The sequence below is a fragment of the Amycolatopsis sp. 505 genome, from assembly GCF_031625235.1.
Classification (GTDB): domain Bacteria; phylum Actinomycetota; class Actinomycetes; order Mycobacteriales; family Pseudonocardiaceae; genus Amycolatopsis.
On the sequence record NZ_JACKQP010000004.1, the window covers coordinates 38417 to 51973 of the forward strand.

The 13557-nt window shown below is 72.2% G+C and carries 9 protein-coding genes and 1 other RNA gene; 1 reads left to right on the top strand and 9 read right to left on the bottom strand.

From position 1 onward, the window contains the following. The first annotated feature begins 55 nt into the window (after positions 1–55). Positions 56–1000 (top strand): AAA family ATPase, encoded by a 945-nt coding sequence (locus tag H5965_RS16045; RefSeq protein WP_310970661.1) that lies wholly within the window; start codon positions 56–58, stop codon positions 998–1000. Here the strand turns inward: H5965_RS16045 and H5965_RS16050 are convergent. The 9 genes from H5965_RS16050 to rnpB all read right to left on the bottom strand — a co-directional run bounded on the left by H5965_RS16050 (position 997) and on the right by rnpB (position 13541). Beyond that, positions 997–1182, bottom strand: coding sequence for a hypothetical protein (locus H5965_RS16050; protein ID WP_310970663.1), 186 nt, complete (start codon positions 1180–1182; stop codon positions 997–999). The two genes, H5965_RS16045 and H5965_RS16050, sit on opposite strands and share 4 nt — an antisense overlap. Before the next feature lie 2916 nt (positions 1183–4098). Continuing rightward, positions 4099–5100 (bottom strand): C40 family peptidase, encoded by a 1002-nt coding sequence (locus H5965_RS16060; protein ID WP_310970664.1) that lies wholly within the window; start codon positions 5098–5100, stop codon positions 4099–4101. Between the two features lie 2 nt (positions 5101–5102). Beyond that, complete coding sequence (locus H5965_RS16065) at positions 5103–5705, bottom strand: hypothetical protein (RefSeq protein ID WP_310970666.1); 603 nt, start codon at positions 5703–5705, stop codon at positions 5103–5105. A 3-nt stretch (positions 5706–5708) separates the two neighbouring features. Then, positions 5709–7778, bottom strand: a complete 2070-nt coding sequence (locus H5965_RS16070; RefSeq protein WP_310970667.1) for a magnesium transporter — start codon at positions 7776–7778, stop codon at positions 5709–5711. Positions 7779–7881: 103 nt separating this feature from the next. Beyond that, on the bottom strand, positions 7882–10833 hold the full coding sequence (locus H5965_RS16075) for an ATP-binding protein (protein ID WP_310970669.1): 2952 nt from the start codon (positions 10831–10833) through the stop codon (positions 7882–7884). 3 nt (positions 10834–10836) lie between these two features. Continuing rightward, positions 10837–11319, bottom strand: a complete 483-nt coding sequence (locus tag H5965_RS16080) for a hypothetical protein (protein WP_310970670.1) — start codon at positions 11317–11319, stop codon at positions 10837–10839. A 10-nt stretch (positions 11320–11329) separates the two neighbouring features. Continuing rightward, positions 11330–11596 carry a hypothetical protein gene (locus H5965_RS16085; RefSeq protein ID WP_004562703.1) on the bottom strand — a complete coding sequence of 89 codons (267 nt, stop codon included), beginning with the start codon at positions 11594–11596 and terminating at the stop codon, positions 11330–11332. 456 nt (positions 11597–12052) lie between these two features. Continuing rightward, complete coding sequence (locus H5965_RS16090; RefSeq protein WP_310970676.1) at positions 12053–12907, bottom strand: SCO6745 family protein; 855 nt, start codon at positions 12905–12907, stop codon at positions 12053–12055. A gap of 242 nt (positions 12908–13149) precedes the next feature. Beyond that, positions 13150–13541: RNase P RNA component class A (rnpB, locus tag H5965_RS16095), an RNA gene on the bottom strand. Between the last annotated feature and the right edge of the window lie 16 nt (positions 13542–13557).

Below are 13557 nucleotides of genomic sequence, written 5' to 3' on the forward strand. Positions count from 1 at the left end.
ACGTTGCTCTGGGCATAATGAAAACCGTCATCATTACCAGAAGGGGATCCCGACCGTGAAGATCGCGTTCGTCGGCAAGGGCGGCAGCGGCAAGACCACGCTGTCGTCGCTGTTCGTGGCGTACCTCGCCGACGCCGGCCTGCCGGTGCTGGCCATCGACGCCGACATCAACCAGCACCTGGCGGTGGCCCTCGGCGCGACCGAGGAGGAAGCGCTCGCCTGGCCGACGCTGGGCGACAACATGGCGCTGATCAAGGACTACCTGCGCGGCGACAACCCGCGGATCCCGGACGCGGCGTCGATGATCAAGACGACCCCGCCCGGCCGCGGCTCGCGGCTGGTCCGGCCGTTCGAGGACAACCCGGTCTTCGCGGCGTGCTTCCGCCAGCTGGGCGGCGTCCGGCTGGGCGTCACCGGCCAGTTCGACGAGGACGACCTCGGCGTCAAGTGCTATCACTCGAAGGTGGGGGCGGCGGAGCTGCTGCTGAACCACCTGGTCGACATCGACGGCGAATACGTCGTGATGGACATGACGGCGGGCGCGGACGCGTTCGCTTCGGGCCTGTTCACCCGGTTCGACGTGACGTTCCTGGTCTGCGAGCCGACGGTGCGGAGCGTGGGCGTGTACCGCCAGTACGCGGACTACGCGCGCGACTTCGGCGTCCGGCTCGTGGTGGTGGGCAACAAGGTGACGGACGCGGAGGACGTCGAGTTCCTGCAGGACCAGGTCGGCGCGGCGCTGCTGGGGTGGCTTTCGGCATCCGGGCACGTACGGGCGGCCGAGCGCGGAACGGCCCGCCCGATCGCGGAGCTCGAGCCGATCAACCTGGCCACGCTGGCCACGATGCGCGCGGCGGTCGACGCGGAAGAGCGCGATTGGGCCCGCTACCAGCGCCAGGCGGTCGAGTTCCACCTGCGCAACGCGGCGGCCTGGGCCGGCGCCGACCTCGCCGCGCAGGTGGACCCGGAGTTCGTGCTGAGCCCGCGGTTGACGGTCTAGTCGTCGTCCTCGGCATCGGCCCGCCGGGTGCGCTCCCGGGCGATCTCGAGGGCGCGCCGGGCGGTGGCCTCGTCGGGGTACGGGCCGAGCAGATCGACGCTGCGGCTGCGTTCGAGGTGCTCGACCTGGTGGGTGCGGGTGTTGTAGTACCACCCCTGGTCCGGGTTCGGGTCTTTGGACATGGTCCTAGGTTCGCACCCGAGCGCCGGTTTTTCAGCGCTTGTACCGGTAGGGGATCTCGGTCGGCTGCCCGGTGGGCCCGAAGTCCTGCGGTTCTTCGGGCTCTTTCTGTTCGGTGAATTCGTCGAACCAGCCACGCGGGGTGCCGCGAGGAGGAGTTTCGGGTTCCTGGCGAGAGGGCTGCGGGAGCGGGGTGTCCCGCCCGGGGAAGACGGGACGGGCGTTCGCCGCCGGCGGCGGAACGGGCGGCATGGTCCCGGGGCCCGGGAAGACCGGGCGGGCCGGGGCCGCGTGGCGGGCCGGGAACGGCTGGGGGGTGGATTCCGGGCCGGGGAAGACCGGCTTGGGGTTTTGGGGCCGGCTGGGTGGGGCTGGGGGGCTGATTGGGCCTGGGGTTGGAGTGCTGGGTGCTGCCGGGCTCTGCGCCGGTCCGGTGGCCGGGGTGCTGGGCACTGCCGGACTCTGCGCCGGACCGGTCGCCGGGGTGCTGGGCACTGCCGGACTCTGCGCCGGACCGGTCGCCGGGGTGCTGGGCACTGCCGGACTCTGCGCCGGACCGGTCGCCGGGGTGCTGGGCGCTGCCGGACTCTGCGCCGGACCGACGGCCGGGGTGCTGCTGGGCGCTGGGCTCTGCGCCGGAGCCCCGGGTGCCGCTGAGGCACCCGTCGGACTCTGCGTCGCGCCGGGCGCCGGCGTGCTGGGTACCGCTGGGGAGCCGGGCACCCCTTGGGCCGGGCCGACGGCCGGGGTGCTGGGTGCCGCTGGGGAACCTGCCGGGCTTTGCGCCGGACCGGCGACCGGAGCGCCAGGCGCAGCGGGGGAAGCAGCCAGACCTTGCGCCGGACCGGTGGCCGGAGCGCCGGGCGAAACGGGGAAACCACCCGGACTTTGCGCCGGGCCGGCGGCCGGAGTGCCGGAAACCGCTGGGGAACCAGTCTGCGCCGAGCTGGGCACCGGAGCAGCGCCGGGCGCCATTGGGGAATCGACCGGGCCTTGCACCGAGCGGCCGGGTGTCGTCTGGGAGCCGGCCGCGCCGCTGCCCTGCGCGGGCGTGGTGCCCGGCAGCGAGGCAGGCCCCCAGGGCGGCTTGGGCAGATGGGCGCCGATCATCGGAGCCGGTGCCTCCGGTGAGGTCGGCTGGGAGGCATCGGCCGAGGCAGCGCTTGGCTGAGCGACCTCCGGTGCGGCCTGCGATTCGGCAGGCTGTTGGGCGCCAGTCTGCGCCGTCGGCTGTGGAACGGCTGCGGGTGCCGGCGGTTCGGCGGGCGACTCCGACTCCGAGGCGGCCGTCGGCGGCGAAACCGCAGCGGATGCCGACGGTTCGGCATGCGACTCCACCTCTGAGGCGGCCCTCGGCTGCGACTCCGCTTCCGGAGGGGCTGTCGGTTGGGGGGCCTCGGGCGCCGTCTGCGATTCCGCGGCAGGCTGCACCCCGACCGGCGGCTGCGGCTGCTGACCAGCCGAGTGCGCTTCCTGCGGCACAGCCGGCGCACTCTCGACCGGATGGTCCGGCTTCTGTTCCGCCGGGCTGGGAACGTCCGGCTCGATCCGGTCTGCTTCGCCTGCCTGCGACTCGGCGGGCATGGGTGCCGCCTCGGTCTGGGGCTCGTTCGACGGCACCGATTCGGCCGCAGGTTCGACCGACTCCGGGCGGGCGGCCTCCTCCGATGCCGCTCCGGCGGATACCGATCCGGCTGCCTCCGCCTCTCGCAATGCCGGTGCGGCAACTTCCTGCTGGTCAGAAACCGCTTCAGCCGCCCCGGACTGACTCGCATCCCCCGCCTCGGCCGAAACCGACCCGGCAGCCTGATCCTCAGGTTCACCGGGTGGCGCCACCGCAGTCTCCGGCTGCTCCACGTCCTGCGGCGCTGCCGTCGCGCTGTCTGGCCGCGATTCACCCGCCGGGACGGCACCCTCAGGCCGCTCGGATTCCCGGGGCGCCGAGGCGACGGTCTCCGGCGCATTCACAGGCTCAGCCCCAGGGCGAGCCCCCTGAGCCTGCACGGCCTCAGCCACCGACGGGCGTTCCTCAGCAGCAACCGGCTCAGGCGCAGAAGTGACCGCATCCGGCGAAGCAGGAACCTCCGGCGCCGCATGGCGGGGCGGGGTCGGGGCCTTCACCGGGCCCGGCAGGTCCGGCTCGGCCGTCAGCGACCACTCCGGCGGAACCGGCGCCCCGCCACCGGACGAACCCGGCCGCGCCCACGCCCCCGGCACCTGCTGCTCCGGTGTCCCCGGTACCGCCTGGGCCGGCGGGGGGTGGGGCACCGTCCGCCACACCGGGGCCGGGCCGATGTTCATCGGGGCCGGGGCCGCCGCCGAGCCGGACGGGGACGCCGCCGGGGGTGCGGGTCGCGCTGCCGGCTTGGGGATCGGGTCCAGGCACGACACCAGGACCGACGTGTTCTCCGGGTCCGGGACCTTCCGCCCGCTCCTCTCCCGGTAGACCATCTCGCCGTCCGCGTCCATCTCCACCAGGTAGCCCGCCTCGGCGAGCTGTTCCTCGTCGAGGTCCGCCAGCTTCTCGTAGCGCGATGGCACCACCCGGTAGATCGGCCACGCCAGGCCCGCGTTCTCCGCGTGGAACTGGGCCAGCAACGCCGCCATCTGGTGCTGCCACGGCAGCGACATACCCTCGGCCAGCGACCGCGGCAACACCACGTACCCCGCGTCGACCCCCGGGTAGCCCTGGCCCAGCTGGTCGGCGAGCGGGGTGCTGGACACGGGACGCGCGCTCTGCCGGGGCGGCTGAGGCGCGCCGAACAGCGCCGCCGGGTCCCGGGGCTCGCCCGCTCCGGGCTTGCCCCTCCTGCCGAATTTGCGTCCCACGTGCTCATCCTCTGCCAGTACGCGGCCACCTGCTCGTGGAAGCGGCCGCGACGTCGGTGCGATCGGTGTCCAGGCCCTCGCAACCCATGCTAAACGCCGGGGCGGACCGCCTGCGGCACGAGTTCGCGCTCGTCGAACGAGAAGGCCCGGGTGTGCACCGGGACACCCGTCTGCTGCGCCTCGACGATCTTGTTGTCCCCCAGGTACATCATCACGTGGTGGATGGAGGACGGGTCCGCCGGGTCGGTGGCGAGGAACAGCAGGTCACCGGGCTGCGCGTCACGCACCGGCAGGTACGCGCCGGCGTGGTACTGGTCGCGCGAGACCCGCGGCAGGATGATCCCCGCCGACTCGTACGCGCGCAGCATCAGGCCCGAACAGTCGTAGGAATCCGGGCCCGTGGCGCCCCACACATACGGCTTGCCCTGCTCGCCCAGCGCGAAACTGATCGCCTGCCCGGCCGCCTGGCTCGGCGGCAGCAGTGCACCCAGGCCGGTGCCGCAGGCGACGACGTCGACGACCTGGCCGACCGTCTCGACCAGCGTCGCCGCCATCGGCTCCCACTTGTGGTAGCGGTCCGGGAAACCCGAACGCTCCACCGCCTGCGCCGCGTCGCCGGGCCGCTTGTTCTCCCAGTCCGGCACCGCGAGGAGGACGTCGTAGAACTTGTTGACCGCGTACGTCGGGTTCGTCACCTCGGCGACCGATCCCCAGCCCATCGACGGCCGCATCTGGAAGATGCCCTGGGAGTCGCGGTCACCGTAGGTGAGGTTGTGCAGGCCGGATTCGGTCATGCCGGCCTGGATCGCGACCTGCCACGCGCGCGGCGCGAGCGTCCGCTGCTTGCCGATCGAGATGATCAGCGCGACGATGCCGCGCTGCTCCTCGTCCAGCTTCGACGCGTCGACCGTGCCGCGATCACCCTGGCCGGGCTGCGTCGGCCCGACCGAGGCGTCGCAGCTCATCAGGTTGACGCCCCGGGCCTGCGCCTGCTGGTTGTCGACGACGACCTTGGCGGCGACCGCGGTCACGACCAGGGCACCGATCGCGACGAACACGACCAGCCCCAGCCACAACCCCAGGCGCCGCACGGTCAGCTCGCCTGGTCGTAGTCGGCGACCCGCCAGCCGGCGTTGGTACTCACCACCGTGATGGCCAGCTTCGGCCCGTCGGTCGGGATGGTCAGCTGCACCGAGCTCGGGTAGGACGTGCCGACGACCGGCTCACCGGTGACCTTCGACGCCGGGATGTTCGACGGGTCGACCGTCGACATCACCGGCAGGTACTCCTCGGTGGTGTACGGCTTCAGCTGCGCGAGCCACTGCTCGGAGGTGATGCCGGCCGGGTGCCTCACCCAGGCCGCGGCCCACTCCTTGGCGACGCGGATCGCGTCGGCGTTCGGCGCCGTCGGGGTGGGGGTGGCGAGCGGCGTGGACAGCCGCGTCGGCAGGTTCGACGTCGGGACCGGCGCCGCGACCCCCGGCGGGGTCGCCGTCGCCGAGGTGGTCGTCCCCGGGCCGCCCGGGGACGCCTTGGCCTGTGGTTTGCCGATCACCTTCGGCAGCACGATGCCCAGCGCGGTGATGAGGATGGCCAGGAACACGAGCGCGCCGACGAGGTGGCGCGGCGAGCGCAGCGGCCAGCCCCACAGGCGCCGGTAGACCGCGGCGCGGCCGCGGTTGGTGCGGATCGGCATCGATCACCGCCCCAGCACTTGGTCGGTGTCCCGCGGCTCCTCGCGGACTTCGATGCCCCGCGACGGCCGGTAGAGCACGAACACCGGCTTGCCGGCGACGACTTCGGGGTCCACGCGCCGCGGCTGAGCGCGCACACCCGGCGTCCGCGGCGCGTAGTCGCTGAAGCTGGACTCGGGCGGCCGCAGGTCGGACGGCACGACGACGGGCTCGGGCTCGTCGCTCCAGCGCCGGTCGGCCACCGGCGAGGTGTCGACGCGCCGGCTCTCCTCCCGCGTCGTCGGACGGCCGCCCGCGCCGACGACGACGTAGTCGCCGCCGTCGCCGTTGGCCGGGTTGTACTGGCCGAACACCGGGGCGCCGGGACGTCCGCCCGCCGGCAGCGCGCCCGCGGACCCGCCCCCGCCGACGGCCCCCGGCCACGCGCCGGACCAGGCGGCGGCCGGGCGGGAGGCGTGGGAGCCGTTGTCGAGGCGCTGGGCGTTGGCGAAGATGGTGGCTTCCGGCCGGAACCGGCCACCGCCGGCGGTCGCCCCGAGCGGGCCGCGCTGCTCGCCGTCGACGACGTCGTCGGTGTCGCGGACGTTCTGCCAGAACTCGTCCTGCGGGGTCGGGCCGTTCTTGTTGCGCCGGAACCGGGAGAAGATCCCGCCGCCGGGCGACGGCACCGCGGCGCCGACCATGCTGACCGACATCTCGACCATCTGCCACAGCCGGCGCACCGGCCGCCCGACCATGAACAGCAGCACGGTGATGAGCCCGGCGAGCACCATCTGCGTGAGCATGTTCAGCGAGTTGCCGGCGTCGAAGATGGCTTGCAGCAGCAGGGCGTGCACCCCGGCGAGCACGGAGAGGACGACGAGGTTGAAGGCCACCCCGCCGGCGACCTTGAGCACGCGGCGCAGGATCTCCGGGTGCAGCAGGGCGACCAGGCCGATGAGCGGCGCGGTGAGGGCGAAGAGGCGGATGAGGACCTGGGCGAGCAGGACGCTGGCCTTGGCCAGGAGCTGGAAGAGCGAGTAGACGAGGGCTTGGCCCAGGGAGAGGAAGCCGGCACCGGTGCGGCCACCGGCCTCGCCGGTGAAGTAGCCGGTGGCGGGGCCGAGCTTGGTGGAGATGTCCTTGTAGGCGTTCTTCTTGCCGTCGATGACGGACTGGTTGCCGTCGTCCCCGTTCACGAGCTGGTTGCGGGTGAACGCCTGGGCGTCGAGCAACGGCTTGCCGAACTGCTCGGCCTGCGGCGCCGTCGGCGTGCCGAACTCCCCGCGCAGCCAGTTGTTGTAGACGATCTGCGTGTGGAGCTGGGTCGGCAGGATGTCGCGGACGATCCGGTCGCCGCTCTCGTCGACGAACCCCGCCTGGATGTTCGTCGTGGTCTGGACGATCGCTTTGTCGATCGGGTCGAAGTACCGCAGCATCGCCAGCGACGACGCCGCCAGCCACACCCCGGCCAGCGCGTAGAGCGCCCGTTTGCTGACCGCGGCCAGGTCGCCGCGCCAGATGTTGCGGAACATCATGATCGACAGGATCAGCGCGACCAGGCCGAACAGCTGGGCGTAGATGTTGTTGTAGACCTTCTCGGCGCCCGACTTCACCGCGTTGTAGATCGGGTTCAGCAGGCCGCCCTCGAGCACCGTGTAGTGCAGCGAGTTGGTCGCGCCGACGATGTTCTTGCCCAGGTTGAACAGCTGGTTCCCACCCCAGGTGTCCAAAGTGGACCCCGGCGGGGTGAGGTTCACGGCCGAGCAGTTGGTCTCGAAGGTGTTCCAGACCATGCCCGCGTAGCCGTAGTCGATGTAGGCGCTGTTCGGCTCGCCGTGGCCCTCCGGCGGGTCGATCGCGCCGACCATCCCGGCACCCGGGCGTTCCGGGTTCGGCGCCTCGCCGCACGCCGCCGCGCTGGCCGCGGGGGCCGTGGCGATGGCCTGCAGGCCGAGGACGAGCATGACGGCGAACATGGTCGCCTTGCGGCTCGGCACGCGCCGGGCCGGCGGGCCTTCCTTGATGCGGCGCTTCACGGCGTGCCACCCGGCGGCCAGCGTCAGCAGCACCGCCAACGTCAGCAGGGTGTTCATGCCGCACCCCCCGTGGCCGCACCGGAACCGGCCTCGGAGCGGCGGCCCGCGACCCGGCGGCCGGGGCCCGCGTCCGCGCGCACGCCTCGTTCCCGGGCCGCGTTCATGCGGCGTCCCGGCCGGTGCCGCCCTTCCCACCTGAGCGGGCGTGTTGCTGCTGCCCGTTGGACGGCTGGACCCCGCCCTCCACTTCGCCCGTCTCGGACGCCAGCGGGTCCGGTGCGCCGAGGAGGTTCTCGTCGGCCAGGCCGACCTCCAGTTCCGCCGCCAGCTCGAAGTCCTGCTCCAGCTCGATGTCGTCCTCCGGGGGCACGGCGACGTACGGCTTCTTCTCCTCCGCCGGCAGCGCCAGCTCGTTGCCCGGGCGGCGGGACGGCGCCGCGTCCTTCGAACCCGGGGTCGTGTCCATGACCGCCCGCAGGTGGTCCAGGTGGGGGCCGGAGAAGTCGACGCGGATGCGCTCCACGCCTCCTGCGCCGTCACCGAAGATGAACTGGCGGGGCTCGACGTCCCGCTCCAGGCCCCGCTGCGCTCCGGGACGGCGTCCGAGCGCCGCCACGACCTGCTCGTACCCGACGCCGACCGGCACCTTCAGCAACCTGAGGGCGTCCGCCTGGGCGTCGTCGTCGTCGAGACGGCCGACGAACACCGAGTCCAGCAGGGCCACGAACCCCTGGATCTTCAGGAAGTCCGCCGGGATCTGGGACGACAGCAGCACGCGGACGTTCCATTTGCGCGAGTCACGCGCGAAGCGGTTCATCAGCACGCGGCCCGTGGGCACCTCGGAGAGGAAGAACGCCTCGTCGATCCAGACGCCCTTGCGCATCTCCTTCGGCTTCTCGTACACCGACCGCTGAGTCAGCCACGCCGCCAGGTTCAGCATCTCGACGCCCAGGGACTCCGCGTCCGTCCAGTACTCGCGGGGGACGCCGTCCTTCGGCAGGGTCAGCCCGGCCATCGTCAGAACGGTGAGCCGGTCGTCGCGGGTCTCCGAGTACGGGTCCGCGTCCGTCTCCGGGATGAGCAGCGCCATGCGCTCGCGCATCTCGTCGAGGAAGTCCGCGACGACGCCCGCGTGCTCGTGGTGTTCCGACGAATCCCGCCGGAGCGCATCGATTACCTGGCCGGGATCGGCGTCGAACCGGCCGCCGACGGCCCTCACCGCGCGCAGCAGCACGATCCGCGTCTGCGCCATCCGGGACACCTCGTACGGCAGGACACCGGTCAGGACGTCCAGCACCAGACGTCGCCGGGTCGCGCCCGCGAGGGCCTTCTCGCGGCGCCAGGACCGCTCGGGGTCGTCCTCGTCCATGAAGTGCTCGATCAGCGGCTCGGCGACCACCCGGTACGGGTTGAGGATCCCCGGCTGGGCGTTGAGCAGGTTGATCGGCCGCGCGTAGGGGCGCAGCTCCGGCAGGTCGCACAGCCGCGACAGCGGGCCCGACGGGTCGAGGATCGTCCAGTTCGCCCCCGCGCGCAGCGTCTTGTAGACGATGCCGCCGCCGAGGAACGACTTACCACCACCCAGGCCGGCCACCATCGCGGTGAGGCCGGAGCCGTCGCGGATCTCCTGGGCCATCCAGGGGTCCCAGGCGACCGGGCGGCGGGTCGCCGTGCACGTCTCGCCGAGCAGGATGCCGCGGCGGTCGCCGACCTCCGCGGTCGCCGTCGGGACCGCCGAGGACGCCCAGACCACCGACCCGCGGCGCATGTACGCCGCCGAGGCGAGGGGCTCGCCAGGGATGAACTCCCGGGCCATCGCGTACTGGGCCTCGGGGTGCTCGATGGCGATCTTCGGCTTGTACAGGTCGAGCAGCTGCTGGGCCAGGCGCAGCGCGTCGCGCTCGGTCGGGCCGGACACCGCCAGCCGCCACCAGGACCGCACGCGGGTGGCCAGCGCGGTGAAGCCCGACGTCATCTCATCGTCGATCTCCAGCACCCGCCCGGCCTGCCGGGACAGCGACTGCGGCGGCTCGAGCTCATGCTCGTCGGTGTAGTGCTTGACCTGCGAGCGGACCTTGTTCATCTGCCGCTGCAGCTCGCCGGCGACCTCTTCGGGCCGCCGGACGTAGATGCGCGCGGACACCTCGACCGCGGCGGGCAGGCGGTCGGCGTGCTGGATCCACGGGTCGTCGACCTCGGGGATCTGCAGGCCGTGCATCTGCCCGACGGTCAGGATGGCCAGGTGCCGCGAGACGCCGGCGTTGGAGCCGGTGCGGCCGCGGACTGTCACCGTCGGCGCGTACGGCTCGGCGTAGTAGTCGGCGGCGTCGGTGAAGCTGGCCAGGTCCTCCGGCTCCCAGGCCGCGCCCGGCACGGCGGGCATGTTCCGCGGCGCGGGCAGGCCCAGCGAGCACGAGCGGTGCATCAGCCAGGACATCTCCTCGGCGTGCACCGGACGGCCTTCCAGCCCGGCGCTGCCGATGACCTGGTCGAGGTGCTCGACCTCGGAGTCCAGCGCGGTCAGCTCGGCGTCGACGGCCTCGGGCAGGATCTTGCGCAGCACCGGCGCGGCCCGCTCGACCGCGCGGTCGACCATCCGCCGGGTCTGCACCTGGACGCCCAGGTAGACCTCTTTTTCGGCCATCGAGCGGCCCATCAGCTGCTGCTGTTCGCCGATCAGGTAGTCGTCGAACGACATGGCGCCGGGGACGTCGGCCGGGCGGCCGTGGGCGTTGTAGACGTGCGCCTCGGCCCACATCCGGATCGGGTACGGGCGGTTCGTCACGCGCAGGTGCAGCCAGCGGCCCTGCAGCTCGGCGTACTGGCCGGCGATGGCCGCGATCAGGTCGCGCCGCTGGGAGTCCGAGCGGAACGACCAGCGCTGCGGCGCCAGCCGGTACCAGGCGTAGACCTCGACGCCGGTGCGGACCAGGTGCCCGTCGATGCTTCGCACCGCGATCGACGGGGTATACGCGGGAATCGCCTGCTCACCGGGCAGGCGCGCCTTGTTCCCCGAGCCGTTCCGCGACGCGCGGACCTGCTCGGGCGGTTGCCATGCGCCCGAGTGGGTGTCCCGACCCCGTTTTCCTCGGCTACCGCCGCGACCGAACAACGACTACCTCCCGGCCCGAGCCGGGTTGCCCCGGCTCCGGCGCGCTCGTGGTGCTCCCTGGGTGAAGGCTGCCCCCGGCGGGCCGCCGTGGTGCTGGTACTGCCGCCTCCGCTTGTGCTTCGGCAGCGGGCGCTCGGCCCGGACCCGGACGCGGCTGGCGCTGACCGCGCCCCCGGTGCCCGTGGTCACCTCTCTGGGGGTGTTCAGCTCGCGCCCGGCCATCGCGACCACGGCCCCGAGCGGGCGCTCGTGGCTGATCTTGGCGGTGAGCAGCCGGGTGATCACGATGGTGGCGACGAACGCCCACGCCGTCGAGAAGAACCCGAAGCTCCACCCTGCCCAGCGTTCGACGCCGAGCACGAGGAAGAAGGTCGGGATGCCGATGAGCCAGGCGACGTACCGGGCTCTCCAGGGAAAAGTCGCTTTCGGCGGGCCGAGCCACACGGCGTCGACCCGGTAAACCTCGTCGTCGGTCCTGATGCGCACGTGGGCCGCCTCAGCCGGTGAACAGGCCGGCGATCCACTGGCCCACGTTCACGCCCGCGCCGCTGACCGCGAGACCGATGATGGCGAGCGCGATGACCACGCCGGCGAGCCGGCGCATGACACCGGCGTTGTCGCCCTTGCCGCCGCCCAGCCACAGGAGCAGGAGTGCGACGGCCAGCAGCACCAGGGGGATGACGTTGTCGAGCAGCCACTGGCGCACGTTGCCCGTGCCCAGTTCGCCGGCCGCCAGCGTGTCGAGGGTGGTCAAGGTCATCATCGCGATACTCCCGGTGCGCGGTGGGGGCCGCGCGGTTCTGGCTCAGGCGGTGCTTCGAACAACATCATGGGGGCTACGAGGGGTAGTGGTCAAAGTGCGCAGCGTAGAGACCGGCTGGCTTGTCAACCGTCGTGGTGCGCGCGGCACCCGAAATCTCCACGCCCACCATCATCGCGGCAAGGGCCCTCGGGTTGAACCCCGGCCACCCATACTTCTCAGTGTGCTGACGAACTCACCCCATTGCCCGGGATTTGCTCACTGTGGGTACTGACACTGTGGCCGTTGTGCGGCCTGGAACAGTGTTGCATGACACGAACGGCCGTGTCCCGCGAGTCCGCTCTGTGACAGCCGTCCGCCGGTCGGCGGCCATGTCGATCTTGACCGCGAGTGCTGTCCGTCACGGGGCGCCCGATACTTCACAACTTTTTCACTACATAGCGTGATCTTGACCGGTGTTCAGGGCCTGCCGAGGGCGAAGACGCCGTCCGGGAAGGCGCCCGCGTCGATGACGCGACGGCTGAGACCGCGGCACAGCTCCTCGAGCCGGGCGGTCCGCTCGGGGCCCAGGTGGTCCCACGGCCGTCGCGCGGCGGTTTCGGTGGCCGCTTCGATGCGGTCGCGCAGCGCGGCGCCCCCGTCGGTCAGCACGCCGTCGGCGTCGAGGACCCCGCGGTCCGCCAACCGGCTCTCGGCCGCGGCCCACTGCTCGTCGCTCCAGCCGCGGGTGAGCTTCGCGGCGGCGAGGTTGAACCCGCGTCCGGTGGCGCTGTGGGTGACGAGGGCTTCGAGGCCGTCGAGCCCTTCGAGGACGAGGGCGGCGATGTGGCCGTCGCCGCGGTACTCGCGCAGCAGCGTGATGGCGTGCCAGAGCACCAGGTGCGGCTCCCCCGGCCAGGCCAGTCCGGCGTGCGCGGCGTAGAGGGGACGTCCTTCGCCGGTGCACCCCCGGCTCGCTTCGCGCGCGAGTTCGGCGGCCTCGGCGACTTCGTCGCTCTTGACGTGGTCGCCGAGCAGGCGGGTCAGCGCCTTGTCGACGGCTTCGAGCCGCGCGTCGAGGACCTGCTCCGGCGTCGCCAGGGTCCAGGCGCGCGGGATCACCCGGGCGACGACCTCGGGGTTGAAGTTGTAGAAGGTGGCCGCGACGACCTCCGGCCCGACGGCCCCCATGGCCGCCGACCGGCTCGCGAAGTACGGCATCCGGCCCGGCCGCAGCCCGATCCCGGTGAGCGCGGCCTCGGCTTCGGGCACGAAGTACACGAAGGCGTGCAAGGAATCGAAAGCCGACTTGAACCGCTGCTCGTCACCCGCCATGCCCGCACCCTACTACCGGGTAACCACGCGACGGAACCACGCTTCGGCGTGCAGGAAGGGTCATCACCCGTGATTGAGCAGTCGACACGCGTGATCAGGAGGTCGACACGCGTGATTGAAGCGACGACACGGCTTCGGCTGCGGGTCCCGCCGTGTCGACCCTCCAAACACGCGTGTCGACCCTTCAAGCACGCGTGTCGACCCTCTAAACACGCGTGTTGGCCCTTTGATCACGGGGTGGGCGGACGAGCTGGCATGTAAGCCGGATCCTGTTCCCCGGTCGCCTTGCGGCTCGCGGGGCGGCGGCCATCCATCTCGGCCTGCCGTCGCCGGCAGGCTCCAGCGGCCTACCCGCAGGCTCGGACGGGCCGTCCTCGAACGCCTGCGCAGGAGCTCGCGCTCCCTCTTGGCCTTGCTCCGGGTGGGGTTTACCTAGCCGTCCCGGTCGCCCGGGACGCTGGTGGTCTCTTACACCACCGTTTCACCCTTACCCCCGCCGAGGCGGGGGCGGTCTGTTTTCTGTGGCACTTTCCCGCGGGTCGCCCCGGGTTGCCGTTAGCAACCACCCTGCCCTGCGGAGTCCGGACTTTCCTCGGGCCGGGTCGCCCCGGCCCGCGACCGCCCTGCCAGCTCGTCCGCAGGCTGGATCG